The following is a 23,091-nucleotide window of genomic DNA, read 5'->3' as shown; positions in this document are numbered from 1 at the left end:
CACGCCTTCCGGTGGGCCGGGACGGCCCGGTCTCAGTCGTGAATCCTAGGGCATTTCGGCAAGGATGGCTGCCCGTGCTTTCGTCCAATCGCCGGCCCCGTCAGGAACCCTCCAGCACGAGCTGGCGCCGGCCCGGACGGTGGCCCTCCGCGCCGGTCTCGCGAAACCCGAGCTTGTGCAGCAGCCCCCAGGAGGCGACGTTGCCGGGTCGGCACTCGGCCAGGATCGTCCGGCGCGGGAAGCGGCCGCGCAGCAGGCCGAGCACGCCGCCCACCGCCTCGGCGGCCAAGCCGCGCCCGCGGGCGGCGCCGCCGACCCAGTAGCCGATCTCGATGGTGCCCTCCCCCCGCAGATGCGCGCCGACGACGCCGGCGAGCGTCCTGTCCTTCATTCTCTCTTGGCGCAGCCACGCTCCGAGGAAGCGGTCGCGCCCGTGCCGGGCGCCCGCGATCAGCCCCTCGGCATCCGCGAGCGTGAAGGGCTCGGGCAGGAAATCGATGGCGCCGGTGATCGCCGGATCGTCGGTGAGGCGGTGGAGCGCCGCCGCGTCGGCCCGCTCCAGCGACACGATCGCCAGCCGCTCGGTCTCGATCCGGGGCAGGTCGAGGAGGTTTTCGGGACGGGCGCGCCGGAGGAACATCTCTTTGCATGTGGGCGTGGAGACGGGCAGGGAAAGGCACGTCCGACGCCGCCGGCCTAATCCCGAGGGGCTTGCGAATATCGGCCGGGCGAGGCCGGCCCTTGCCGGGATGTCGCGGGCTTGTGATGAGGGCGAACCATCGCGGCCGGGCTCCGTTGCCCGATCGAAGAGAGGTTCGATGCCCGATCCCGCCTATACCGCCCAGTCGCCGCTGTCCTGCGCCGCGCGCAGCGCCTGCCCGCGCTGCGGGCGCGGCCATCTGTTCAAGGGTTTTTTGGAGGTCGCGCCGGCTTGCGACGATTGCGGGCTCGACTTCTCCTTCGCCGACCCGGCGGACGGCCCGGCCTTCTTCGTGATGATGACGACGGCGATCCCCGCGGTCGCCTTCGGCCTGTGGCTGGAATTGAGCTACGACCCGCCGGTCTGGCTCCACTTCGTGCTGACGCTGCCGGTGGTGCTGATCACCTGCACGCTGCCTTTACGCTTCTTCAAGGGCTGGCTGGTGGCGAGCCAGTACGTCCACAAGGCCGAGGAAGGCCGGCTGGCCCGGCCCGCCCCGGCGGCGGCCGTAAAGCCGGACGCGTCCGGGCCGGCCTGAGCCCGTCCGCCTCTGAAACGAGAAAGGCCCGCCCCGTGGCAACGGGGCGGGCCTTTTCGTGTGGCGTGAGGCCGGTCCGGCTCAGTGCGCGGCGGGCGCGAGGCCGGCCGGCGGATGGATCACCATCTCGGTGAACGGGTAGACGTAGGCCTGGAGCATCACGAGGCCGCCGACGAGGCAGGCCAGCACGATCGAGTGCCAGAACACGAAGCGCAGGATCTTGCTCTCCTGGCCGAAATACCCGGTGGCGGTCGAGGCGACGACGATCGACTGCGCGTCGATCATCTTGCCCATCACGCCGCCCGAGGAGTTGGCCGAGGCCATCAGGATGCCCGACAGGCCGAGCTGCTCGGAGGTGATCCGCTGCAGGCCGCCGAACAGCACGTTGGAGGCGGTGTCCGAGCCCGTCAGCGCGACGCCCAGCCACCCGAGCAGCGTGCCGAAGAACGGGTAGAGGATGCCGGTTCCGGCGAACGCGAGGCCGAGCGTGGCGTCGACGCCCGCGTAGCGGGTGAGCACGCCCAGCGCCAGCATCGCCGCGATGGTGATGAGCGAGTAGCGCAGCACCCAGATCGTCTCGAAATAGGCGGTGATCAGGCGCAGCGGCGAGAAGCGCATGATGAAGCCGGAGATGATCGCGGCGAACAGCACGCCCGTGCCGGTGTAGGACATGTAGGTGAAGTTGAAGATCGCGGCCTCGGCCTTCGGCTTCGCCTCCACCGGCGGCACCTTCATGATCATGTTGTGCAGGCCCGGCACCTCGTACTTCCACGAGAAGATCGGGTTGACGATGCCCTTGAACCAGCCGGTGCCCCAGATCGCGACGATGATCGAGAGGATGATCCACGGCACCCAGGCCATGAAGATCTCCCGCGAGGTGGCGGTGCGGCCCCCGAGATTGACCTTCGGCAGGTCGCTCGGCACGCCCGCGCCGAGGGACGCCGGCTTGGGCGCGCCGTAGCCGAGCGAGGGATCGTGGCCGCGAAGCGCGGGCGAGGTCCAGACCTGGGCCGGGCGCCAGAACTTCAGGAACAGCACGAGCGCGCCCATGGAGGCGAGCGAGGCGCCGATGTCGACGATCCAGGGGTTGATGAAGTTCGAGATCAGGAACTGCGCGAGGGCGAACGAGATGCCGCAGACGGCGATCGGCGGCCAGATCGCGATCATGCCGCGGAAGCCCGCGAACACCCAGATCAGCCAGAACGGCACGATCACCGAGAAGAACGGCAGCTGACGGCCGATCATGGCGCCGAGCACGTAGGGGTCGTAGCCCGTCACCGAGGCCAGCCCCTGAACGGGAGCGCCCAGCGCGCCGTAGGCCACGGGGGCGGTGTTGGCGATGAGCGAGAGGCCGGATGCGGCCAGCGGCGAGAAGCCCAGCCCGATCAGGATGGCGCCGGTGACGGCGACCGGGGTGCCGAAGCCGCCCGCGCCCTCGAAGAAGGCGCCGAAGGCGAAGGCCACCAGCAGGAGCTGGATGCGCCGATCCTCGGTGATGCCCGCGACCGATTGCTGAAGGGTTCCGAACCAGCCCTTCTCCACCGTCAGGCGGTAGAGGAAGATCACGTTCAGGATGATCCAGCCGATCGGGAACATGCCCGTGACCATGCCGAGGATGGTCGCGCGGACCGCGAGGTCGGTCGGCATGCCGAAGGCCACCACCGCCACGAGGAAGGCGACGATCAGCGCCAGGACGGCGGCGATGTGGACCTTGATCTTACCGCTGGCGATCATGCCCAGCAGGGCGATGACCGGCAGCGAGGCCATGAAGGTCGAGAGCCATTGGCTCCCGAACGGATCGTAGACTTGGTTCCAGGGTGTCACGGGCGTCGCCCTCCTCCTGCCCGGTTTTTTCCGGACCTTGTGGGCGGGTGCTAGCAGAGGCGTCCGGCCCGCTCAACGCATCGTATCCTGTATGCAGGGCAAGTGTCGTGACCTTGCAACAGGTTACGGCGCGCCGTCCGTTCGGCCGTGCGTAAACCTGAAGCGGGCTCGGATACGGGCGGCTCCGGGTGGGTTCCCAAGGGGATTCCCAGATCGCGACCCTCATGGTCGCGACGGCGAAGGAGCCCTCTCATGTTCATGCGCGTCGACCAGTTGCAGGCCGAACTGCCCGCCCCGAAGCGCCGCGATCCCAACGCGGCGGCCGCGCTCCAGGAACTCCTGGGGGGCAAGTACGGCGAGATGTCGACCCTCGGGAACTACATGTTCCAGAGCTTCAACTTCCGCAGCAAGGACAAGCTCAAGCCGTTCTACAGCCTGGTCGCCAGCATCACCGCGGAGGAGCTCGGCCATGTCGAGCTCGTCAGCAACGGCGTGGCCATGCTCAACAACGGGCCGGACAACGACGGCGACACGAGCGACGGCGACACGAGCGACGGCGGCGACATCACCGGCGCGCCGTTCGAGGACATGAAGGACATCCGCCTCGCGGCGGCCTTCCTCTCGGGCGGGGGCGGGGCGGCGCCGATCAACAGCAACGGCGCCTCGTGGAACAACGACTTCATCACCTCGACCGGCAACGTCGTCGTCGATCTGCTGCACAACTTCCACCTCGAATGCGGCGCGCGGCTGCACAAGCTGCGGGTCTACGAGACGCTGACCGATCCGACCGGCCGCGAGGTCTGCGGCTACCTGCTGGTGCGCGGCTCGGTCCACGCGCATGCCTACGCGCTGGCGCTGAAGAAGATCACCGGCGTCGAGATCGAGAAGTTTTTGCCCACGCCCAACATCGACCTGTCGAAGATCCCCGAGAGCCAGAAGTACCTGGCGGAGGGTTCGCACCGCCGGCTCTACACCTGGAGCCCGAAGGATTACCGCGAGATCGCGGGCCTCTGGGGCAACGGCGAGCAGGCGCTTCCCGGTGATCCGCCGGGCGAATTGGAGGTGGTGGAGGGCATGCCGGACGGCGGCAAGATCCACCAGCTCACCGGCGTCCCCTCGGCCTTCACGCCGGACTACGCGCCGGAGGAGATGTTCGAGATCGCCCAGAAGCTGACCAAGAAGGCCCGCTGAGGTTCGCCTCTCACTTCTTGGATTTGGTCGGCGCCGCCTTCGGTTCGGGCGGCGCCACCGCTCCCGCCACCACCCAGTGGCAGACCGCCGTGCCCTTGATGGCGAGGCAGTCGTAGGCGCGCCCCCCCAGCGAGACGTGGTCGGTGATCTCGGTCACGGCCGCGCGCTCGACCGTGCTGCAGCCGAGATCGGATTTCGGATCGCGGATCGTCGCCAGCGCCGCAGCGGTGTCGCCCTTGGTGTCGCGCAGAAGGCTGCGCAGGTTGGCCAGCGAGGTGCAGCCGATCGCCGGCTCGGACGCGCCCTTCGCGGGCGCCCCCTGCGCGGCGGCGCTCGTGGCAGCGCTCATGGCGGCGAGGACGGCGAAGAGAGGGAGAAGGCGGCGCATCGGAAAAGTCCCGGACGAACGGTTCGATCCTACCATGCCGCGAACGGTGCCGTGCAACGACGCCCGCCGGGCCGGTGCTCTCCCGCACACCCTCACGCCGCCTCACGTCCCCTGGCGCCCCGCCTGCCCCTTCAGCTTGGCGAAGCGCTTGAGCGCCCGCTCGCGGCGCAGGCGGGTCAGGCGCTCGGTCCAGAACACGCCGTCGAGCTGGTCGATCTCGTGCTGGAGGCAGGCCGCGCGCAGCCCTTCCGCCGCCTCCTCCCGCTCCACCCCGTCGAGGTCGCGGTAGCGGACCCGGATGCGGGCCGGCCGTTCCACCGGCTCGATCACGCCGGGCATCGAGACGCTGCCCTCGGGGTGCGCGGCGCGCTCAATCGAGGCCCAGACGACCACCGGATCGACGTAAGCTGCGGCCGGCTCGTCCGGCTGCATGCGGATCATCACGATCCGCTCGGGGATGCCGAGATGCGGCGCGGTCAGCCCCATCGCCCCGACCGCGCCGAGGGTGTCGAGCACGTCCTGCGCCAGCACGCGCACGGCCTCGGGCGACAGGGCCATCGGCGCGGCCGGGCGGCTCAGGCGCGGATCGGGATGGAAGATCAGCGGGCGGGCAGGCATGGCGGGTTCCGTCTCAGAAGGTCTCGGACAGGGCATCCGATGACGAGCGTGGCAGATCGCGGGTCACAGCCGCGTGAAAACGAGCTTTTCACGCACATTCGGCACCGACGAGAGAAGTACATTTTGCAGGATTTGCCGGACTCGGACCGAGACGACCGACCGAAATCTGAACCTCATTACGTACCATGCATCGGTCTTCGAACCGAGACAGGAGAGACATCGCATAAAGACCGTGACGCCCCTCCTCGCGGGCACTCCCGTCGTCGCGACAGTGGCCACCCGTGCGCCGGCCTCGGCCCGGTCGATCACCATCGGCCCGGACGGGCCCGGCGCGAGATGCGCGCCCGCAACGGCTATTGCGACGACGATGACCGCGAGCAGCGCCCCGGTGACCGCGATCGCAGCTACCGCCGCGGCCACGATCACGGAGCGGCGCGGAAAGGTTCGGGGGCCGGGAGACCGGCTCCCTTTCCCGTGAACGACGGGCGGGCCACGGTCCGGGCAACGTAAGGCCAAGGTCGTTCGACCGCGAAGAAGCCAACGGCCACGATGAAACCTTCGTCCGGGTTGCAGGTTTGCCTCTTCGATCATACGTACGCCCCGTCGATCGGCGGCCGATCTTTGCGAGATCGTCCCCGATGTCCCGAACGGGATGCGGCTCCGGCACCACTCCCCTCGCTCGCTTCGACGATCGGGACGGCCTTGAGGCCGGGACGCAGCCCGTGCGGCCCCTGACGATGGGGAAGGAGAGACCCGCATGAACACTGGCACCGTGAAGTGGTTCGACGAGATCAAGGGCTACGGGTTCATCCAGCCCGACAGCGGCGGCAAGGACGTCTTCGTGCACATCTCCGCCGTCCAGCAAGCGGGTCTGCGCGGCCTCGCCGAGGGTCAGAAGGTGACGTTCGACATCGAGAACGACCGCCGCAGCGGCAAGCCCGCGGCGATCAACCTCCAGGCCGGCTGAGGCCGCGCCGGGACCGGCCGGCGGGCGGCGTTTACGAACACTGGCGATTTGCCGCAACAGGCCGAAAAATCTTGCCGAAGCCGGCCGTGGAACCTTCGACGTCTGTTGCGTGTTGCGACGCACTCGTGCATCGAGTGCGCCGGTTGCATAAGGCTCTCGCCGAGTCTCGGCCGCCCGTTCCACGCGATCCGGTCTCGAAGGCCCGATCCGCGAGACGCCGCCCCTTGAGGAGACCCGGCGGCCGGCCGTATCACCACATGAGAAAGGTCATATGAGCGCATTCGACTTCAGGAACTTCGAGGACCGTCGTCAGAACTCCCAGGCCGCCAAGGCGGCCTTGCTCGAGAAATTCAAGGCCCGCCCGCCCTCCGACGATCCGGAGCAGCGCGCCAAGGCCCAGGCCCGCGCCGAGGTGGCCCGCGCCCGCGAGGAGCGCACCCGCGAGCGTGAGCGCGCCCGGATCGAGGCCGAGCGCAAGGCGGCGGAAGAGAAGCGCCTGCGCGAGGAGGCGGAACTCGCCGCCCAGATCGCCCGCGAGGCCGCCGAGGCCGCCGCGACGGCCGAGCGCAAGGCCGCGGAAGCCGCCGAGAAGAAGGCCGCCCGCGATGCCCGCTACGCGGCCCGCAAGGCCAAGGTGAAGATCCGCCGCTGACGGGCGGTCTCCACGACGACCACGACCGCACGCGCCGGAGCTTCGAGCCCGGCGCGTTTTCTTTTCGTATCGGACACGGCGGCGCGAGGCGCCTCGGCTCTCCGGGCAAACTACGCAATCTTCGCAGGATTTCGCCGGACGGCGCTTGGCAAGGCCGGGCTTTGTCGGCACCACTTCCCCTCAAAGACGCGGCGAGGCCGTGACTTGAGGGGAGGACATCCGTGCGAACCATCCGGCGAATCACCCGAGAGCAGGCCGGGATGCCAGCCCGGAAGCTCGCCCTGTTGGCCGCCGCGGCCGGGCTGTCGCTGATCGCGACCGGCGCCCAGGCCGAGCCGCCGATCCGCAGCGCCGAGGACGCCTTCTGCCGCAGCGAGGCGCGGGCGCAGGTGTTTTCGGCGCCCGACCCGCTCAATCTCGGCCTGCACGAGATCGGCCGCCGGATCTGGGCCTCCTGCATGCAGCGCAAGGCGGGCGGCCCGGCCAAGAAGAGCCAGCGTCGGCGGCGTCACCGCTGAGGCGCGGTCTCGGCGGACGGCTTCCGTTCGCCCTCCCCGTCCTCGCGAGGCGGAGCCGAAGCGATCCAGGGCGCGACCTTCTCGAAGCAGTCGAGACCGCGCCGACGTAAGCGGCCACGGAAACGACCTTTCCGGAGAGTGCGGAGCCCTGGATTGCTTCGGCTTCGCCTCGCAATGACGGCGTGAGGTTGAGAGCTGAGTTGAACCGAAGGCGATCGATGCATCGCCTCAACAACGCGCTTCAAGCACCTGAACCGTCTCGACTTTTGCCGCGATCCAGCAAAAGCCCTAATCTCGGATGCGCGGGAGAAAACTCCCGAAAAGAATCAGGCGCCGAGGGGCTCGCCGATGCGGGCGCGCAGGCGGGCGCGCAGGTTCTGGTTGGCGGGGCTGTGGTCGGCGTCGAGCGCCCACATCAGGCGCAGCAGCCGGCTGATGGGCAGCGCGCGATCCTCGATCGCCTCGGCGACCTGCTGCTGCAGGGATTTGCCCGGGCAGGGCGAGGACGGCGCAAGCGTCTCGGCAGTGGTCGGCATCGAGTGCATCCCAAGAGCGGGCTTCGGCCCCCCGCGGGGCGCGCTCATAGACCCTTCCGGCTGGAATGGCTATAGGTTTGCCGGCTCGCGGTTACCCGCCTCCCCGCAGGGACGCGTCGCCGTTCACAGCCTCTTTACCGCGAGGGGCGAGCGGGCGTAGCCGTCGAGCAAGTCCTGCGGGTCGCGGTAGAGCGCGATGCAACCGGCGGCCGACAGGTCGGCCTCGGGGAAGCCGCCGCACAGGAGCCCGATGGTCCTGATTCCGGCCTTCCCGGCGGCCTCGGCGTCGTAGGGCGTGTCGCCCACCGCGATCACCGCCGCCTTCGGCAGGCCGGGCAGTTTTTCCAGCACCGCCTCGAAGATGTCCGGATGGGGCTTGGAGCGATCGGCGTCGTCCGCGCTCGTCACCGCGTCCACCAGACCCTCGATGCCGAGGATTCTTTGGTAGTTCTCGACCTCGGAGGCCTTGCCCGAGGAGGCGAGCGCGACCGCCAGGCCGTCCTCCCGCAGACGGGAGAGAAGTTCCTGCACGCCGGGAAACGGCCGGACCTGATCGAGGTAGCGCCGCTTGAACAGGTCGGAGCGGTAGGCCTCGATGGTCTTGCCCTCGCGGGCGAGCCGGTCGCGATCGACGAAGACCGGCAGGAGCTGGTCGCCGCCCTTGCCGATCTGGTGGCGGACCTCCGCCTCCTCCGCATGAATCCCGAAATGTGCGAACGCCTCGACCCAGGCGCGGGCATGCTGATCGACGCTGTCGAGCAATGTGCCGTCGATGTCGAAGACGACGGCGCCTCGGTGCGATGCCACGGATGCGTCGCTCAGCGCGGGACGATATGCAGGCCGTCGTCGGGCAACAGGTTGCGGGCCGGCCCACCGGTCTGCTGGCCGCGGCCCTGCTGGTAATAGGGCAGTTCCGGGCGACGGTCGTTGTCGCTGCCCGAATCGTACTCCCACGGGGTGTTCCACGGCGCGCGACCGCTCGCTGCCGGCACGGCCGGCCCCTCGAAGACCGCCTCGCGCCGCGGCCCCGCCTCGGCCGTGCCGGCCGCCAGGGTGGCGCCGAGGGCCGCCGCCAGCAATCCTGTCGTCATCGCGCGCATGGCACCCTCTCGCGAACCCTCGCCCCGGCGGGCGGCGTGGAACAAACGGTCGAGCCTGCCCGGCGTTCCCGAGCCGGCGTCGCCCCTCCCCCCTTCAAACGGCGAAGCCCGCCGTCCCTTTCGGGCGGCGGGCTCTCGAACCGTGCCGCGGGGGACGGGTTCAGTGCAGGGACACGCCCTCGGTGGCGCGGGGTTTTGCGCGCGTTGCCTTCGGCGCGGCCTTGGCAGCCGATTTGGCAGGAGCCTTGGCAGGGGCCTTGGCCGAAGCGTCGGCCGAAGCCTTGTCGGCGCCCTTGTCAGCCGTCTTGGATGCGGTCTTGACCGGCTTCACGGCCGTGCGGGCTGCGGGCGACTTGGCCGCCTCGGTGACGCCCGCCAGCGCCTCGGCGGGCGTGCGCACGGCCGCCTTGGCGCGAGGCTTCGCGGCGGCCTTAGGGGCCTTCGGAGCGGCCTCGGCCACGACCTCGGCAGCCGCCTCGACCGCGCGGCGCAGCTCGGCCTCGGCCCGCAGCCAGTGGATCTCGGACCGGCCGAAGCCCCGGCCCTCGTCTTCCCAGATGTAGTAGGCGCGCTCGCGCACCTGGTGCTCGCACAACGGCATGAAGCCTCCTGATGGTCGTCCGGCGTGAGCCCGAACGATGGGAGGCCATGGTTAAGGTGCGGTTAACCGCCCCGCTTCCTCACGGCTTGGCGGCCCCCTTGGGTGCCCGCGACAGCCGGCGGTGGTTCGCCAGCACCTTGCGGCGGTAGCCCGCGACCACCGCGCCGGTCGAGGCGCCGGTGGCGATCTGCATCGCCGCCTCGCCGGCGGCAAGGACCTTCTCGCTCACCATGCGCTGCGCCTCGACCTGAGCGGCGCTGCCGCCCGCCGCGAGCTTGGCCAGCCGCAGGCCGATCACCGCCTGCGCCTCGAAGGCGAGAAGGGTCGTGTCGACCCCGAGCTTCCACCACGGTCCGAACATGTTTCGTGATTCCTTTCAGGCCGGCAGCCTCAGTCGAAGCTGCGGCCCTTGGCGGCCGAGCCGCCGAGGCTGATCTTCTTCGGGGCCGGCACCGCCCGGCCACCGCGGCCGGGGGCGGCGGGCTCCGGGGCGGCGGCGGGCGCGGCCTTCAGGTTCGACTGACCGTGGATGACCGAGCCGATCTCGCCGGCCGCGCGGATCAGGTCGTCGCGCTCGCAGGCGCGCGCCACCTTGAGGCCGAGCTGGTGCATGTGGCTCTTGCCGTAGAGGTAGGCGGCGAGCTTCGCCCGCGTCAGCGCCGGGATCGTCTCCAGGATGTAGGGCAGGTCGTACTCGTCGGCGCGGTAGACCTCGCCGAGGAGTTCGAGGGAGACCGGGCATTCCGGATCGACGGTCGCGCCGGTGGTCGGGTGGGCCTGACTCATGGGTCACCTGCTGGCGAAGGGGTGGATGACGAAACGCTGTCCTCCGCCGCGGCCATCGCCACGGGGGAAGGAGGGGACGCACGCACGACCGGGTCCGGCGCCTCGATCGGACGCCCGACGGAACGCGCGTCGAGGCATCCGGTGCAGACCGAGGCGATCGCGATGCGGGCGCGCCGGTCGGCGCGCTCCCATACGGACTCACGCCCGGATTCGCGCCCGAACCCGCGCGCTTGCACCGATCCCGCCGAGACGGCCGCCTCGGACGAGGGCTTGGGACGAATCCGCAGGTAGAGCGGTTCCTCCGCGCGGACAGCGGCGGGCATAGCCGAGACCGCGGCGGCGGCAAAGAGCGCGAGCGCGCAAGGCAGCCCCCACCGCCGCCCCCACCGCCGCGCCGGCCGGTCGTCATCCCTGGCCCGTCTCGGATGGATCATGCGGCTGCGGGCCTCGCCTGGCGTTCGCGGGGTCCGGCGGCCCGTTCGAGGGCATCCGGCCCGGCAGCATCCGCCGGTATGGTAAACCGGACATGAAGACCGGGCGCCGCGCACTCGCAGAGCGCACTTGCAGAGCGCTTTTGCAGGATCGCGGCCAAACGAAAAGAGCCCGGCGCATGGCGCCGGGCCCGAAGGCGGCCGACGGCTCGGGGGAGCCGTCGGCGCTGGGAAGGTGTCGAGACTTTTCCAGCTTCGTCTTGCGACGATCTCAGTACGAACCGAACTTGTAGTTGACGCCGGCGCGGACGACGGCGAACTCGGTGTCGCGGTTGCGGGCGGCGCCGCCGCTCGCCAGGATCACGCCCGGGCTGTTCGTGTAGACGAGCGCGCCGGCCGGGGTCGCGGCGAAGGCGCCGGTGGTGCGGTTGCCGCGGTCGAGGTTCACGTACAGGCCTTCCACCTTCAGCGTCACGGCCGAGGAGCGGAAGAAGTTCAGGAACGAGTCGGTCGGGAGAGCGTACTCGATACCGCCGCCGACGGCGTAGCCGGTCTTGAAGTCGTCGCTGGAGCCGTTCGGCAGGCCGAACTCGCGGCCGCCGCCGGCGCCGTAGGCGAAGCCGCCGGTGCCGTAGACCAGGGTGCGGTCGAAGGCGTAGCCGAGGCGACCGCGGACGGTGCCGAAATAGTCGAGGCCCGAGACGCCGTTCGGGTTGAAGATCTGGGTGCCGGCCAGGAAGGCCGCGGAGCCCGGAGCGACGGCGAAGCGGTTCCGCTCGCGGCCGAAATCGACGTACTGGGCGTCGGCCTCGACGCCGACGACGAAGCCCGAACCCGGCGTGAACTGGTAGTTGTAGCCGATCTGGCCGCCGCCGACGAAGCCCTCGTTGGCGGTGCGGCCGTTGCTGAAGCCGATCACGGCGGCACCGGGGGCGGCGACGAGGCCGGAGGCACCGTTCACGCCGATGATGGTGGGGTCGCGGCGGTTGTCGTTGGTGCCGAAGCCGTAACCGGCGTTGAAACCGGCGTAGAAGCCGGTCCAGGTGAAGACGGGGACCGGCTGGAACACCGGCGGCGCCGCCATGCGGCGGGGCAGATCGGCGGCCGAAGCGGCGACGGTGCCGACGACGAGCGCGGTGGAGGCGAGGAGAAGGGTCTTCATGGCTTGACGTTCCTGAGTTCGGCGGGAGCCGGTGCGCATCACGCTCCGGTTGTTACGGCCTGCATCCTGGCCTGGTGAGTGCCGGGGACCTTCCCCGGATGGCGTCGCCCTCCTGCGATGAACGAAGCAATTAGACCGAACCCGTCAACGAAACGTGAAGCTTACGCACCCGTATGCGCCGGCCCCGACCGGATGTGTCGTTCCGCACGTCCAGTCTTGCTCCGAATAGCCCGAAGTCGAAGTCAAGACTTGATCGGACGCCGATCCGCCGACGTGGTAAATAAAGTCTTTCGGACCTCGGCTGGCCCCCGAGGGTCCCGCGCGGGCGCGGGGGCCGGCGAGAGGGCGAAGGCGGCGTTAACCCTGTTCGGGCAATCTCGGCCCACGGCCCCGCCGGGGCTTCCAGCAAGGGTTCGGATCCCGCCGCCATGTCTCTCGATTCCGATCCGAAGGCGACGCGCGGCCTTCTCTCGTGGACCGTGAAGGTGACGCTCGCCGCGGGCGTCGCCGCCGCCCTGCTCGGCCACTATGTCGCCCGCACGATCGAGCCCGGTGCGGCGCTCGTGGCCTCCCGCGATCTCGATCCCATAGTGACGGGCTCGATCGGCCCGGCGGCGAGGACGACCGCCCTCGACCCCTGCGCCTTGCGCGGGCGCTGACGGGCCGACCGCCGCCGGTCTCCGCGGATCCGGATGCCCTGGGCGCAACCGTGCCCGGTCGATGCGGCCGGGGCTCGCGCCCCGCGATCGATTGACAAGCCCGCCCGGCCCTCTAAGTGTCGCGCGCGTCGGGATGCGCGACGACGGCTTGCGCGACGGCACCGCGAGAACCGGCGGAACGCGCCCGGCCCTCGACCGACCGGCCGATCCCACGCGCGATGGTTCCCTGCACCAGATGTCTTTTGCCGATCTCGGACTGAGCGACAAGGTCCTCCAGGCCGTCACTGCGGCCGGCTACACCGAGCCGACGCCGATCCAGGCCCAGGCGATCCCCCACGTGCTGGCCCGCCGCGACGTCCTCGGCATCGCCCAGACCGGCACCGGCAAGACCGCGGCCTTCACCCTGCCGATGCTGACCATGCTGGAATCGGGCCGGGCGCGGGCGCGCATGCCGCGCACGCTCATCCTGGAGCCGACCCGCGAACTCGCGGCCCAGGTCGAGGAGAACTTCGAGCGCTACGGCACCAACCACAAGCTCAACGTCGCGCTCATCATCGGCGGCGTCTCCTTCGCCGACCAGGACGCCAAGCTCACCCGCGGCACCGACGTGCTGATCGCGACCCCCGGCCGCCTGCTCGACCATTTCGAGCGCGGCAAGCTGCTGCTCACCGGCGTCGAGCTCCTCGTCATCGACGAGGCCGACCGCATGCTCGACATGGGCTTCATCCCCGATATCGAGCGCATCGTGAAGATGGTGCCGTTCACCCGCCAGACGCTGTTCTTCTCCGCGACCATGCCGCCGGAGATCGAGCGGCTGGCCGACATGTTCCTGTCGAACCCGCAGAGGGTCGAGGTCAGCCGCCCGGCGTCCGCCGCGACCACCATCGAGCAGCGCCTCGTGGCCACCGGCTCGGAGGGCCACGAGAAGCGCAAGGTCCTGCGCCAGCTCATCCGCGCGGCGGACGAGCTCCAGAACGGCATCATCTTCTGCAACCGCAAGCGCGACGTGGCGCTGCTGCAGAAGTCGCTCGCCAGCCACGGCTTCAACGTCGCCGCGCTGCACGGCGACATGGACCAGCGCGCCCGCACGGCGGCGCTCGACGGCTTCCGCAGCGGCGAGGTTCCGCTGCTCGTGGCGTCCGACGTCGCCGCCCGCGGCCTCGACATCCCGGCGGTGAGCCACGTCTTCAACTTCGACGTGCCGCACCACCCGGAGGACTACGTCCACCGCATCGGCCGCACCGGCCGCGCGGGACGGGCCGGCAACGCCTTCACCCTGGCGAACCGCTCCGACGAGCGCTCGCTCTCGGCGATCGAGGCGCTGATCGGCCAGCCGATCGCGTGGCTCGACGGCGACCTCGCCAGCCTGTCCGAGCCGGCGGAGGACGAGGCCGGGCCGCGCCGCCGCCGCGGCACCCGGCGCAGCACCGGCAAGCCCGCGGAGAAGGATTCCGACAAGCCGTCCGAGCGGGAGGGCGCGAAGGCCGAGGGCGGACGCGCGGAGGGCCGCGGGCGGACACGCCGCGCCGCGGGCGAGCGCGCCCGGTCCGAAGAGCCGCGCCGCGAGGCGGAACCGCGCCGCGAGGCCGAGCCCGTCTCGCCGCCGGCCCGAGAGCCCCGCCGCGCGCCCGAGCGCGCCCGCGGCGAAGCGCGGGGCCGCCACCGCGACGAGGACGACGATACGCCGGTGGGCCTTGGCTCACACGTGCCGGCCTTCCTGCTGAAGCCCACCGCGCCGCGGAGGAGCAAGGACTGATCCGGTCGTCCTTCCCCGGATCCCGCCAGCCGGGGAAAAGCCGCGGGATGGGGACTTCCGCGCGCATTTCTCAGCCCGCTCTTAACGTCCTGGCGAGGATCGCGGGGCGATAGTCCGACAAGGACGGCCCTCGTCCGGAGGAGCGGAAATCGCCGGATGAGCCCCGACCTCGACCGTGAACGCAGCCTTGTCCTGGCGCAGCGCAGCTTCGAGCTGATGCGGGACTATTGCAGTTCCGCGACGCCGCGCGCCTACGCGGTCTGGTACACCTACGTGGCCGGCAGCCAGCCGCTGATGAACGACGCCATCAAGCGCCTGACCACGCAGAACGGCACGCTGACCAGCGCCGACATCGACCAGTTGCACGACACCTACATCGACGGGCGTCGTCTCGCGGGCGAGATGGACCGGATGAATTCGAGCCTCATCGCCGAGGTCGAGGGCATCATGGAGATGATCGACGTCTCGGTCCGCTCCACCGCCCAGTACGGCGAGTCGCTCCAGGCCTTCACCCACGACATCGCCAACGCGGCGACGAGCCGGGCGCGGTTGAAGGAGGTGGTCGCCGCGATCATCGCCAACACCCGCAACGTGACCGCCAACAACCGCACCCTCGAAGCCCGCATGCGCGAGAGCCGCAGCGAGATCGAATCCCTGCGCGAGACGCTGGAGGCGACGCGGCTGGAGAGCCTGACCGACCCGCTGACGGGCTTAGGGAACCGCAAGAACTTCGAGGAAGGCCTGCGCCGGGCGATCGATGCGGGGGCGGCCCACCGGCCGTCGAGCCTGATCGTGCTCGACATCGACTACTTCAAGCGCTTCAACGACCTCTACGGCCATCTCACCGGCGATCAGGTGCTGCGCCTCGTCGCCATCGTGATGCGCGAGCATGTCGGCCAGAAGGGCGCGACGCTCGCCCGCTTCGGCGGCGAGGAGTTCGGCATCGTCCTGCCGGAGACCGACCGGGCCACCGCCCGCGAGATCGCCGAGCGGGTGCGCACCAGCGTGACCGGCCGCGAACTGGTCAAGCGCTCGACCGGCGAGTCGCTCGGCAAGGTCACGGTCTCGCTCGGCGTCGCGATGCAGCGCGCCGACGACAACGCGGTCTCGCTGCTGGAGCGGGCCGATGCCTGCCTGTTCGCCGCCAAGCGCGCCGGCCGCAACCGCACGCTGGACGAGAGCCAGGCGGCCGCCCTGCCCAACGTGGCCTGAGCGGCGCGCGCGCCCCCTCGCGCGATCCCAGAAGCCCTCCTTCGAGGGCGCCGCTGCGCGTCGCCGCCTCGGAATGAGGGGGGGGTGGTAAGAGGATCCGCTCGAACGAACCCCTCAGACCGTCGCCGCCAGCCGGTCCGGCGTCGCGGGCGTGATCGCCACCGACTCGCCGCAGCCGCAGGCCGAGGTCTGGTTCGGGTTGTTGAACACGAACTGCGACGACAGCTTGGTGGTCTGGAAGTCCATCTCGGTGCCGAGCAGGAACAGCACCGCCTTGGGATCGATGAACACGGTCACGCCGCGATCCTCGATCACGTCCTCGCCGACTTTCCGCTCCTCGGCATATTCCATCGTGTAGGACATGCCGGCGCAGCCGCCGTTCTTCACGCCGACGCGCAACCCTGCGATGGGGCGCTCGGCATCGGCCATGATCGCCTTGAGCCGCTCCGCCGCGCGGTCGGTCAGCGAGATCACCTTGAAACCTGACATCGTGCTCTCTCTCCTGCGGCCGGGTTCAAGGCCCGGGCGGGTGAGTTTTTTCGGGTGTTTCGAAGATAAGCATTCGACGGGCGAGGGTCCACCGGAGGGCACCCCGCGCCGCATGCATTCCGGCGTGCTATGCTTCGGCAGTCACGGAGGGGTGCGATGGCCGATCGAATGACGCCGGAGGCGTTCTTCGCATGGCAGAACACCCAGGCCGAGCCCTACGAACTCGTCGATGGGCATCCGCGCCCGCACGCCAAGGCGTTCACCGCGGTGAGCCGCTGGCATGACCACGTCACCGTGAACCTGCTCTGCGCGCTCCACGGCCCCATGCGGGGAACCGGGTGCCGCCTCACCACCGGCAACGTTGCGCTGCGCACCGGGCCCCCCACCCTGCGTCGACCGGACGTGACGGTCGAGAACGCCCCCATGATCCCCGACAGTTACGAGAACCGCGCCCCGCGCCTCGTCGCCGAGGTGATCTCGCCCTGCACCACGACCATCGACTGCTTCCGCAAGCTCGCCGAGTACCGGCGCCACCCGAGCCTCGCCTACATCCTCCTTGTCGAGACCCGCTTTCCCGGTACCGTGCTCTACCGGCGGGAAGGCGAGGGGTGGGCGGACGAGAGCTTCGAGGCGCTGGACGCCGTGATCGAGCTGCCCGCCATCGGCGCGCGCCTCACGCTCGCCGACGTCTATGCGGACATGACCTTCGAACCCGGCCGCGCGGCCCAGTGACGAGCCATACGGCGTCCGGTTGACTGCCTGGGCTCCGCTCCGACCCGTCATTGCGAGGCGGAGCCGAAGCAATCCAGCGCTCCGCATTGTCAGGATGGTGCGTGCCGCCGATGCGAGACGGCCGAAGTCGCTTTGCCTCATCCGAAAAGGTCGCGCCCTGGATCGCTTCGGCTCCGCCTCGCGATGACGGCGGGTGGTGGAAGCCGAGGGGATCACAGGGAGCGGCGTCACCACATGTCGAGCGCGACGCGGGCCTCGTCGGACATGCGGCTCTGGTCCCACGGCGGATCGAACACCATCGTGACGGAGCAGGACTGGACGCCCGGCACCGCGGTCACCGCGTTCTCGACCCAGCCCGGCATCTCGCCCGCGACGGGGCAGCCCGGCGCGGTCAGCGTCATGTCGATCAGGACGCGCCGGTCGTCCTCGATCTGGACGCGGTAGATCAGGCCGAGCTCGTAGATGTCGGCGGGGATCTCGGGATCGTAGACCGACTTCAGCGCCGCGACGATGTCGTCGGTCAGGCGGTCGATCTCTTCCGGCGGGATCGCCGGGGCCGCCGCGAGGGCGGGGGCGTTGGTGCCGCCGGTGATGGTGGCGTCTGCGCTCATCGGATCACTCCTCCGGCCAGCGGGACTCAGGGCCCCGCGGCCGAACCATTATGAAAACAGCATCTCGGCCTTGGTCAGCGCCTCGGCCAGCGCGTCGATCTCGTCGGTCGTATTATACAGGCCGAACGAGGCGCGACAGGTCGAGGTGACGCCGAAGCGGTTGAGCAGCGGCATGGCGCAGTGGGTGCCGGCCCGCACCGCCACGCCCTGCCGGTCGATGATGGTGGCCACATCGTGCGCGTGCGCGCCCTTCATCTCGAAGGCGATCACGCCGCCCTTGTCCTTGGCCGTGCCGATCAGGGTGAGGGCATTCATGGCGCCGAGCCGCTCCTGCGCGTAGGCCGTCAGCGCCGCCTCGTGCGCCGCGATCCTGTCGCGCCCGAGCGTCATCATGAATTCGAGCGCGGCGCCCAGGCCCACGGCCTCGACGATCGCCGGCGTGCCCGCCTCGAAGCGGTGGGGCGGGTCGTTGTAGGTGATCGCGTCCTGGCTGACGGTGCGGATCATCTCGCCGCCGCCCTGGTAGGGCGGCAGACGCTCCAGCCATTCCTTCTTGCCGTACAGAACCCCGATGCCGGTCGGCCCGTAGACCTTGTGGCCGGTGAAGACGAAGAAATCGCAGTCGAGCGCCTGGACATCGACCGCCCGGTGGACGGCGCTCTGCGCCCCGTCGAGCAGCACCGGCACGCCGTGGGCGTGGGCGATGCGGATGATTTCTTCCGCCGGCGTCACCGTGCCGAGCACGTTCGACATGTGGGTGATCGCCACCATCTTGGTGCGCGGGGTAAAGAGCTTTTCGTACTCCTCGACGAGGAAGTTGCCCTCGTCATCGACCGGCGCCCACTTGATCACCGCACCGTGCCGCTCGCGCAAAAAGTGCCAGGGGACGATGTTGGAGTGGTGCTCCATGATCGAGAGGATGATCTCGTCCCCCTCCCCGATCAGCCCAGCCTGCCCCATGGAGGACGCGACGAGGTTGTAGGCCTCGGTGGCGTTGCGGGTGAAGATGATCTCGTCGGTCGAGGCGGCGTTGAGGAACTGGCGCGTGGTCTCGCGCGCGCCCTCGAACCCTTCGGTGGCGGCGTTGGCCATGTAGTGCAGGCCGCGATGGACGTTGGCGTAGCCGGTCTGCATGCACGAGACCATGGCGTCGATCACCGCTTTCGGCTTCTGCGACGAGGCCGCGTTGTCGAGATAGACCAGCGGCTTGCCGTAGACCTTTTCCGAGAGGATCGGAAATTCCTTCCGGATCGCCTGGACGTCGTAGGGGGCTACTTGGGGGGTGGGGCGGACGGGTGCGTTCATCGTCTCGACCTTGAAGCGTGACGGCCAAGGTGCCGCCGATCCCGCTCCTCCCCTCATCCCGAGGTGCCGGAGCGAAGCGGAGGGCTTTGAGCGAGCCCTCCAGATGTCTGTGCGATCCCTGAAGCCCTCCTTCGAGGCCCGCTGACGCGGGCACCTCAGGATGAGGTTCAGGGTTGGAAAGACGCGAACTCGGGCACCCTCCCCCGCAGAGGGGGGAGGGTTATGGGCTGCGCCTTACCCTCTGGCTTTCAGCCAAGCCTCGATCCCGCCGATCAGCGCCGCGCGGGCGCCCTCGTGGGTGACGGCTTCGACCGCCTCGCCGACGAAGGCCTGGACCAGCAGGCTTTCGGCGAGGCTGCGCGGCAGGCCGCGGGCCATGAGGTAGAACAGCAGGTCCTCGTCCGGCGCGCCGCAGGTGGCGCCGTGGCCGCAGGCGACGTCGTCGGCGAAGATTTCCAGCTCCGGCTTGTTCATCATCTGCCCCTCGTCCTTGAGGAGCAGGCAATCGGACTTCATCTTGCCGTCGGTCTGCTGCGCGACCTGGCGGACGATGATCTTGCCCTGGAACACGCCGGTCGATTCGCCGTCGATCACCGTCTTGAACATCTCGCGGCCCACACCCCCGGTCGCCGCGTGGTCGGCGAGCAGGGTCGAGTCCGCGAGCTGCCCGTCACCGAGCAGCGCCGCGCCGTTGACGACCGCGTTGGCGTCCGCGCCCGCGACGTGCAGGTAGATCTGGTGGCGCGAGAGCTTGGCGCCGGTCACGAGGTTGACCGTCTCCAGCTGCGCTTGGCGCTCGAGCCGCACGGACAGCGTCGAGAGGGCGATGGCCGCGTCCCCCTCGCGGTTGATCCGGGAGTGGCGGAAGGCGGCGTCCTCACCGATGCGCACGTCGAGCGCGTCGTTCGGCTGGTAGATCAGCCCGGACGGCCCCTCGTGGCTCTCCAGCAGGAAGAACTCGGCGCCCGAACCGACATCGACCAGCACGCGGGTCGCCGTCGAGAACGACGTTTCGCCGGTGCCGACGAAGCGCAGATGCACGGGTGTGGACGGCTTGGCGCCGGCCGCGACCGAGATCAGCGCGCCGTCCGCCAGGAAGGCGGTGTTGAGCTGGTAGACCGGGTTCTCGCGCACCTGCTCGACCGGGGCGAGCAGCTTCAGGCGCGGGTCGCCCTTCCCCATCGCCTCGTTGAGCGGCGTGACGGTGACGCCCTCGGGGATCCGGTCGAGGTCCGACAGGGCCGGCACGAGATGGCCGTTGACGAAGGTGAGGCGCACGGCCTCGACCTCGGCAAAGCCCGTGGCACCCGCGACCGCGGCCTTGGCGGCCTCGTCGGAGGGCGCTTCCGCCGGTGGGGCGGCCTCGGTGATGGCGGCGCGCAGGTCCGTGTACTTGAACGCCTCGACCCGGCGGCTCGGCAGGCCGGTGGCCTCGAAGAAGCGGAACGCCTCCTCGCGGCTGATGGCGGATTCGCTGGCGAAGGCCGCGCGCGAGGACTCGAACAGCTTGGACAGCCCGGCCTCGGCGGGGGAGCGGAGATTGGTGACCTCGGCCATCACGCGGCCTCGCCGGTGCGGTACTCGGCGTAGCCGGAGGCCTCGAGTTCGAGCGCCAGCTCCTTGCCGCCGCTCTTCACGATCTGGCCCCGCGACATGACGTGCACGGTGTCGGGCACGATGTGGTTGAGGAGCCGTTGGTAGTGGGTGATGACGAGGAACGAGCGCCCCTGTGCGCGCAGCGCGTTCACGCCCTCGGAGACGATGCGCAGCGCGTCGATGTCGAGGCCGGAATCGGTCTCGTCGAGCACGCAGAACTTCGGCTGCAAGAGCGCCATCTGCAGGATCTCCATGCGCTTCTTCTCGCCGCCGGAGAAGCCGACGTTCAGCGCACGCTTGAGCATCTCCTTGTTGATCTCGAGCTTGTCGGCCGCAGTGTTGACCGCGCGGATGAACTCCGGCGTCGAGAGTTCGGCCTCGCCGCGCGCCTTGCGCTGGGCGTTGAGGCAGGCCTTGAGGAAGGTCATCGTGCCGACGCCGGGGATTTCCAGCGGATACTGGAAGGCCAGGAAGATGCCGGCGGCGGCGCGCTCGTCGGCCGCCATCTCCAGCACGTTCTGCCCGTCGAGCAGGATCTCGCCGTCGAGGACCTCGTAGTCCTCCTTGCCGGCGATGACGTAGGAGAGCGTCGACTTGCCCGAGCCGTTCGGACCCATGATCGCGGCGACCTCGCCGTCGTTCACGGTGAGGTTCAGGCCATTGAGGATGCGGTTGTCCTCGATCTGTACGACGAGGTTCTTGATCTCAAGCATGTTCGTCCAAGTCCTTGAAAAACCATTCCTGATGCATCGCCCGCAGGAAGGCGGCGTTCCGGATCGGATATCCAGACATCTCGCCGATCACTGCGTCGATACCGCACCGGGGGCACAGAGCGGTCGCGTCCTCGTCGATCCACTCCGCGATCTCATCCAGCGCGAAGACTTCCAGGCAGTAGAAGCAGCCGCAGAGCGGGCTGCTCCTCACCTCGTCCCCGTGCCACACGCTGTGCTGATGGGCCGCGCGCAGCACGGTCGCATCGACATCTTGGCTCACGCCACCACCGTCAGTCGGCCAGTTCGAGCCGCTTCTCGATCCGCTCGATGCGGACCTTGAGGCTGGCCAGATCCGTGTGGTCGAACTCCTGCAGCGTGACGACACCGCCGAGATGCTGACGGACGGAAGTCATCTCCGCCCGCAGGCCGTGAATGTCCTCCTTGATCCGGGAGATGTCGCTCCGGATCGCGCGCAGGTGTTCCAGCACGAGGTTGTCCGGCGCCTCGGTCGTCATCCGACGCTCCCTTCCAGGCTGATCGAGATCAGCTTCTGGGCCTCGACCGCGAACTCCATCGGCAGCTGCTGCAGCACGTCGCGGACGAAGCCGTTGACGATGAGGGCGGTCGCCTCCTCCTCGGAGAGGCCGCGCTGCAGGCAGTAGAACTTCTGGTCCTCGGAGATCTTCGAGGTGGTGGCCTCATGCTCAAACACCGCGGACGCGTTCTTCGACTCGATGTAGGGCACGGTGTGCGCCCCGCACTGGTCGCCGATCAGCAGCGAGTCGCAGTTGGTGAAGTTGCGCGCCCCCTTGGCCTTCCGGTGGGCCGAGACGAGGCCGCGATAGGTGTTCTGCGAGCGGCCCGCGGAGATGCCCTTCGAGATGATCCGGCTGGTGGTGTTTTTGCCGAGATGGATCATCTTGGTGCCGGAATCGACCTGCTGCATGCCGTTCGACACCGCGATGGAGTAGAACTCGCCGCGGGAATCGTCGCCGCGCAGGATGCAGGACGGGTACTTCCACGTGATCGCCGAGCCGGTCTCGACCTGCGTCCACGAGATCTTCGAGCGGGCGCCGCGGCAATCGCCGCGCTTCGTCACGAAGTTGTAGATGCCGCCCTTGCCCTCGTTGTCGCCGGGGTACCAGTTCTGGACGGTCGAGTACTTGATCTCGGCATCATCGAGCGCCACCAGCTCGACCACCGCGGCGTGGAGCTGGTTGTCGTCGCGCTTCGGGGCGGTGCAGCCCTCCAGATACGAGACGTAGGAACCCTTGTCGGCGATGATGAGGGTCCGCTCGAACTGGCCGGTGTCGCGCTCGTTGATGCGGAAATAGGTCGACAGCTCCATCGGGCAGCGCACGCCCGGCGGGATGTAGACGAACGACCCGTCCGAGAAGACCGCCGAGTTGAGGGTCGCGAAGAAGTTGTCGGTCACCGGCACGACCGAGCCGAGGTACTTCTTGACGAGGTCCGGGTACTCGCGAATGGCCTCGGAGATCGGCATGAAGATCACGCCGGCCTTCTCCAGCTCCTTCTTGAAGGTGGTCGCCACCGAGACCGAGTCGAACACCGCGTCCACCGCGACGCGGCGCTCGGGGGCGATGCCCTCCAGCATCTCGACCTCGCGCAGCGGGATGCCGAGCTTCTCGTAGGTCTTGAGGATCTCGGGATCGATCTCGTCGAGCGATTCCGGGCCCTTCCGCTTCGGCGCGGCGTAGTAGTAGATGTCGTTGTAATCGACCTTGTCGTACTCGACGCGGGCCCACTCGGGCTCCTTCATCGTGAGCCAGCGCTTGTAGGCGTCGAGGCGCCATTCGAGCATCCACTCGGGCTCGTTCTTCTTGGCCGAGATGAAGCGCACCACGTCCTCGGAGATGCCCTTCTCGGACTTCTCCATCTCGATGACGGTCTCGAACCCGTACTTGTACTGGTCGATGTCGATCGAACGGACCCGATCGATGGTCTCCTGCACAGCAGGCATTCAGCCTCTCCTAACCGACGCCGGT

29 protein-coding genes are annotated in these 23,091 nt (G+C 69.2%); 9 read left to right on the top strand and 20 right to left on the bottom strand.

From position 1 onward, the window contains the following. Positions 1-100: 100 nt before the first annotated feature. Entirely contained in the window at positions 101-640 is a 540-nt protein-coding gene (locus tag HNR00_RS13570) for a GNAT family N-acetyltransferase (protein ID WP_183570115.1), read from the bottom strand. A 178-nt stretch (positions 641-818) separates the two neighbouring features. On the opposite strand from HNR00_RS13570, the gene HNR00_RS13565 reads away from it, so the two are divergent. Continuing rightward, on the top strand, positions 819-1,238 hold the full coding sequence (locus HNR00_RS13565) for a DUF983 domain-containing protein (protein ID WP_183570113.1): 420 nt from the start codon (positions 819-821) through the stop codon (positions 1,236-1,238). 81 nt (positions 1,239-1,319) lie between these two features. On the opposite strand, the gene HNR00_RS13560 is transcribed toward HNR00_RS13565, so the two are convergent. Next, on the bottom strand, positions 1,320-3,062 hold the full coding sequence (locus HNR00_RS13560; RefSeq protein ID WP_183570111.1) for an L-lactate permease: 1,743 nt from the start codon (positions 3,060-3,062) through the stop codon (positions 1,320-1,322). A gap of 252 nt (positions 3,063-3,314) precedes the next feature. Between HNR00_RS13560 and HNR00_RS13555 the strand changes: the two genes are divergently transcribed. Further along, positions 3,315-4,253, top strand: a complete 939-nt coding sequence (locus HNR00_RS13555) for a manganese catalase family protein (RefSeq protein WP_183570109.1) — start codon at positions 3,315-3,317, stop codon at positions 4,251-4,253. Between the two features lie 10 nt (positions 4,254-4,263). Here HNR00_RS13555 and HNR00_RS13550 read toward each other — a convergent pair whose 3' ends face one another. The 3 genes from HNR00_RS13550 to HNR00_RS13540 all read right to left on the bottom strand — a co-directional run bounded on the left by HNR00_RS13550 (position 4,264) and on the right by HNR00_RS13540 (position 5,685). Beyond that, on the bottom strand, positions 4,264-4,641 hold the full coding sequence (locus HNR00_RS13550) for a hypothetical protein (RefSeq protein ID WP_183570107.1): 378 nt from the start codon (positions 4,639-4,641) through the stop codon (positions 4,264-4,266). Between the two features lie 102 nt (positions 4,642-4,743). Continuing rightward, complete coding sequence (locus HNR00_RS13545) at positions 4,744-5,259, bottom strand: peptide deformylase (RefSeq protein WP_183570105.1); 516 nt, start codon at positions 5,257-5,259, stop codon at positions 4,744-4,746. A 63-nt stretch (positions 5,260-5,322) separates the two neighbouring features. Next, a complete protein-coding gene (locus HNR00_RS13540) occupies positions 5,323-5,685 on the bottom strand; it encodes a hypothetical protein (protein WP_183570103.1) in 363 nt (120 codons plus the stop codon). Between the two features lie 331 nt (positions 5,686-6,016). Between HNR00_RS13540 and HNR00_RS13535 the strand changes: the two genes are divergently transcribed. The 3 genes from HNR00_RS13535 to HNR00_RS13525 all read left to right on the top strand — a co-directional run bounded on the left by HNR00_RS13535 (position 6,017) and on the right by HNR00_RS13525 (position 7,396). Then, positions 6,017-6,226 (top strand): cold-shock protein, encoded by a 210-nt coding sequence (locus HNR00_RS13535; RefSeq protein WP_183570101.1) that lies wholly within the window; start codon positions 6,017-6,019, stop codon positions 6,224-6,226. Between the two features lie 271 nt (positions 6,227-6,497). Next, positions 6,498-6,878 carry a DUF6481 family protein gene (locus HNR00_RS13530; protein WP_183570099.1) on the top strand — a complete coding sequence of 127 codons (381 nt, stop codon included), beginning with the start codon at positions 6,498-6,500 and terminating at the stop codon, positions 6,876-6,878. 260 nt (positions 6,879-7,138) lie between these two features. Next, positions 7,139-7,396, top strand: a complete 258-nt coding sequence (locus HNR00_RS13525; protein ID WP_183570097.1) for a hypothetical protein — start codon at positions 7,139-7,141, stop codon at positions 7,394-7,396. Between the two features lie 326 nt (positions 7,397-7,722). On the opposite strand, the gene HNR00_RS13520 is transcribed toward HNR00_RS13525, so the two are convergent. The 7 genes from HNR00_RS13520 to HNR00_RS13490 form a co-directional block, all read right to left on the bottom strand. Further along, positions 7,723-7,932: a hypothetical protein gene (locus HNR00_RS13520; RefSeq protein ID WP_183570095.1), complete on the bottom strand. Its 210-nt coding sequence runs from the start codon at positions 7,930-7,932 to the stop codon at positions 7,723-7,725. Between the two features lie 123 nt (positions 7,933-8,055). Continuing rightward, the gene (locus HNR00_RS13515; RefSeq protein WP_183570093.1) at positions 8,056-8,739 is read right to left on the bottom strand and encodes an HAD family hydrolase; all 684 of its coding nucleotides are present in this window, start codon (positions 8,737-8,739) and stop codon (positions 8,056-8,058) included. An 11-nt stretch (positions 8,740-8,750) separates the two neighbouring features. Further along, the gene (locus tag HNR00_RS13510; protein ID WP_376770384.1) at positions 8,751-9,032 is read right to left on the bottom strand and encodes a hypothetical protein; all 282 of its coding nucleotides are present in this window, start codon (positions 9,030-9,032) and stop codon (positions 8,751-8,753) included. A gap of 160 nt (positions 9,033-9,192) precedes the next feature. Continuing rightward, positions 9,193-9,612, bottom strand: coding sequence for a DUF2934 domain-containing protein (locus HNR00_RS13505; RefSeq protein ID WP_312886053.1), 420 nt, complete (start codon positions 9,610-9,612; stop codon positions 9,193-9,195). A 100-nt stretch (positions 9,613-9,712) separates the two neighbouring features. Then, a complete protein-coding gene (locus HNR00_RS13500) occupies positions 9,713-9,994 on the bottom strand; it encodes a hypothetical protein (RefSeq protein ID WP_183570087.1) in 282 nt (93 codons plus the stop codon). Between the two features lie 29 nt (positions 9,995-10,023). Beyond that, the gene (locus HNR00_RS13495; protein WP_183570085.1) at positions 10,024-10,419 is read right to left on the bottom strand and encodes a hypothetical protein; all 396 of its coding nucleotides are present in this window, start codon (positions 10,417-10,419) and stop codon (positions 10,024-10,026) included. 702 nt (positions 10,420-11,121) lie between these two features. Next, on the bottom strand, positions 11,122-12,012 hold the full coding sequence (locus HNR00_RS13490) for an outer membrane protein (RefSeq protein WP_183570083.1): 891 nt from the start codon (positions 12,010-12,012) through the stop codon (positions 11,122-11,124). Between the two features lie 428 nt (positions 12,013-12,440). Here HNR00_RS13490 and HNR00_RS13485 point away from each other — a divergent pair, with 428 nt between their 5' ends. From HNR00_RS13485 to HNR00_RS13475, 3 genes are all read left to right on the top strand, one after another. Then, positions 12,441-12,671, top strand: a complete 231-nt coding sequence (locus HNR00_RS13485) for a hypothetical protein (protein WP_183570081.1) — start codon at positions 12,441-12,443, stop codon at positions 12,669-12,671. 235 nt (positions 12,672-12,906) lie between these two features. Beyond that, entirely contained in the window at positions 12,907-14,427 is a 1,521-nt protein-coding gene (locus tag HNR00_RS13480; protein ID WP_183570150.1) for a DEAD/DEAH box helicase, read from the top strand. A 156-nt stretch (positions 14,428-14,583) separates the two neighbouring features. Then, positions 14,584-15,639, top strand: a complete 1,056-nt coding sequence (locus HNR00_RS13475) for a GGDEF domain-containing protein (RefSeq protein WP_183570079.1) — start codon at positions 14,584-14,586, stop codon at positions 15,637-15,639. 114 nt (positions 15,640-15,753) lie between these two features. Here HNR00_RS13475 and HNR00_RS13470 read toward each other — a convergent pair whose 3' ends face one another. Then, complete coding sequence (locus HNR00_RS13470; protein WP_183570077.1) at positions 15,754-16,128, bottom strand: HesB/IscA family protein; 375 nt, start codon at positions 16,126-16,128, stop codon at positions 15,754-15,756. 156 nt (positions 16,129-16,284) lie between these two features. On the opposite strand from HNR00_RS13470, the gene HNR00_RS13465 reads away from it, so the two are divergent. Continuing rightward, positions 16,285-16,860 carry a Uma2 family endonuclease gene (locus HNR00_RS13465; RefSeq protein ID WP_183570075.1) on the top strand — a complete coding sequence of 192 codons (576 nt, stop codon included), beginning with the start codon at positions 16,285-16,287 and terminating at the stop codon, positions 16,858-16,860. Positions 16,861-17,087: 227 nt separating this feature from the next. Here the strand turns inward: HNR00_RS13465 and HNR00_RS13460 are convergent, their stop codons facing one another. From HNR00_RS13460 to sufB, 7 genes are all read right to left on the bottom strand, one after another. After that, positions 17,088-17,471 carry an SUF system Fe-S cluster assembly protein gene (locus tag HNR00_RS13460; RefSeq protein WP_183570073.1) on the bottom strand — a complete coding sequence of 128 codons (384 nt, stop codon included), beginning with the start codon at positions 17,469-17,471 and terminating at the stop codon, positions 17,088-17,090. Between the two features lie 48 nt (positions 17,472-17,519). Beyond that, positions 17,520-18,776, bottom strand: coding sequence for a cysteine desulfurase (locus HNR00_RS13455; RefSeq protein ID WP_183570071.1), 1,257 nt, complete (start codon positions 18,774-18,776; stop codon positions 17,520-17,522). Between the two features lie 234 nt (positions 18,777-19,010). Beyond that, entirely contained in the window at positions 19,011-20,333 is a 1,323-nt protein-coding gene (locus tag HNR00_RS13450) for a SufB/SufD family protein (RefSeq protein WP_183570069.1), read from the bottom strand. After that, positions 20,333-21,085, bottom strand: coding sequence for a Fe-S cluster assembly ATPase SufC (gene sufC, locus HNR00_RS13445; RefSeq protein WP_183570067.1), 753 nt, complete (start codon positions 21,083-21,085; stop codon positions 20,333-20,335). Before sufC ends, HNR00_RS13450 begins: the two co-directional genes overlap by 1 nt. Then, a complete protein-coding gene (locus tag HNR00_RS13440; protein ID WP_312886052.1) occupies positions 21,078-21,365 on the bottom strand; it encodes a cytoplasmic protein in 288 nt (95 codons plus the stop codon). The genes sufC and HNR00_RS13440 overlap by 8 nt, the downstream gene beginning before the upstream one ends. A 10-nt stretch (positions 21,366-21,375) precedes the next feature. Then, positions 21,376-21,600: a hypothetical protein gene (locus HNR00_RS13435; RefSeq protein WP_183570065.1), complete on the bottom strand. Its 225-nt coding sequence runs from the start codon at positions 21,598-21,600 to the stop codon at positions 21,376-21,378. Beyond that, positions 21,597-23,066: a Fe-S cluster assembly protein SufB gene (sufB, locus tag HNR00_RS13430; protein WP_183570063.1), complete on the bottom strand. Its 1,470-nt coding sequence runs from the start codon at positions 23,064-23,066 to the stop codon at positions 21,597-21,599. Before sufB ends, HNR00_RS13435 begins: the two co-directional genes overlap by 4 nt. Positions 23,067-23,091 lie beyond the last annotated feature (25 nt).

The organism is Methylorubrum rhodinum (assembly GCF_014199935.1).
Lineage (GTDB): Bacteria > Pseudomonadota > Alphaproteobacteria > Rhizobiales > Beijerinckiaceae > Methylobacterium > Methylobacterium rhodinum.
Note: the sequence above shows the minus strand (reverse complement) of the source record. Positions and strands in the feature narration are given on the sequence as shown.

Coding starts and splice junctions, on each gene's coding strand:
- sufB (WP_183570063.1), bottom strand. CDS start 23,066: ATGCCTGCTGTGCAGGAGACCATCGATCGGGTCCGTTCGATCGACATC.
- HNR00_RS13510 (WP_376770384.1), bottom strand. CDS start 9,032: ATGCGCGCGATGACGACAGGATTGCTGGCGGCGGCCCTCGGCGCCACC.
- HNR00_RS13470 (WP_183570077.1), bottom strand. CDS start 16,128: ATGTCAGGTTTCAAGGTGATCTCGCTGACCGACCGCGCGGCGGAGCGG.
- HNR00_RS13525 (WP_183570097.1), top strand. CDS start 7,139: ATGCCAGCCCGGAAGCTCGCCCTGTTGGCCGCCGCGGCCGGGCTGTCG.
- HNR00_RS13530 (WP_183570099.1), top strand. CDS start 6,498: ATGAGCGCATTCGACTTCAGGAACTTCGAGGACCGTCGTCAGAACTCC.
- HNR00_RS13545 (WP_183570105.1), bottom strand. CDS start 5,259: ATGCCTGCCCGCCCGCTGATCTTCCATCCCGATCCGCGCCTGAGCCGC.
- sufC (WP_183570067.1), bottom strand. CDS start 21,085: ATGCTTGAGATCAAGAACCTCGTCGTACAGATCGAGGACAACCGCATC.
- HNR00_RS13500 (WP_183570087.1), bottom strand. CDS start 9,994: ATGTTCGGACCGTGGTGGAAGCTCGGGGTCGACACGACCCTTCTCGCC.
- HNR00_RS13450 (WP_183570069.1), bottom strand. CDS start 20,333: ATGGCCGAGGTCACCAATCTCCGCTCCCCCGCCGAGGCCGGGCTGTCC.
- HNR00_RS13520 (WP_183570095.1), bottom strand. CDS start 7,932: ATGCCGACCACTGCCGAGACGCTTGCGCCGTCCTCGCCCTGCCCGGGC.
- HNR00_RS13435 (WP_183570065.1), bottom strand. CDS start 21,600: ATGACGACCGAGGCGCCGGACAACCTCGTGCTGGAACACCTGCGCGCG.
- HNR00_RS13485 (WP_183570081.1), top strand. CDS start 12,441: ATGTCTCTCGATTCCGATCCGAAGGCGACGCGCGGCCTTCTCTCGTGG.
- HNR00_RS13495 (WP_183570085.1), bottom strand. CDS start 10,419: ATGAGTCAGGCCCACCCGACCACCGGCGCGACCGTCGATCCGGAATGC.
- HNR00_RS13490 (WP_183570083.1), bottom strand. CDS start 12,012: ATGAAGACCCTTCTCCTCGCCTCCACCGCGCTCGTCGTCGGCACCGTC.
- HNR00_RS13570 (WP_183570115.1), bottom strand. CDS start 640: ATGTTCCTCCGGCGCGCCCGTCCCGAAAACCTCCTCGACCTGCCCCGG.
- HNR00_RS13460 (WP_183570073.1), bottom strand. CDS start 17,471: ATGAGCGCAGACGCCACCATCACCGGCGGCACCAACGCCCCCGCCCTC.
- HNR00_RS13455 (WP_183570071.1), bottom strand. CDS start 18,776: ATGAACGCACCCGTCCGCCCCACCCCCCAAGTAGCCCCCTACGACGTC.
- HNR00_RS13535 (WP_183570101.1), top strand. CDS start 6,017: ATGAACACTGGCACCGTGAAGTGGTTCGACGAGATCAAGGGCTACGGG.
- HNR00_RS13465 (WP_183570075.1), top strand. CDS start 16,285: ATGGCCGATCGAATGACGCCGGAGGCGTTCTTCGCATGGCAGAACACC.
- HNR00_RS13475 (WP_183570079.1), top strand. CDS start 14,584: ATGAGCCCCGACCTCGACCGTGAACGCAGCCTTGTCCTGGCGCAGCGC.
- HNR00_RS13565 (WP_183570113.1), top strand. CDS start 819: ATGCCCGATCCCGCCTATACCGCCCAGTCGCCGCTGTCCTGCGCCGCG.
- HNR00_RS13555 (WP_183570109.1), top strand. CDS start 3,315: ATGTTCATGCGCGTCGACCAGTTGCAGGCCGAACTGCCCGCCCCGAAG.
- HNR00_RS13480 (WP_183570150.1), top strand. CDS start 12,907: ATGTCTTTTGCCGATCTCGGACTGAGCGACAAGGTCCTCCAGGCCGTC.
- HNR00_RS13550 (WP_183570107.1), bottom strand. CDS start 4,641: ATGCGCCGCCTTCTCCCTCTCTTCGCCGTCCTCGCCGCCATGAGCGCT.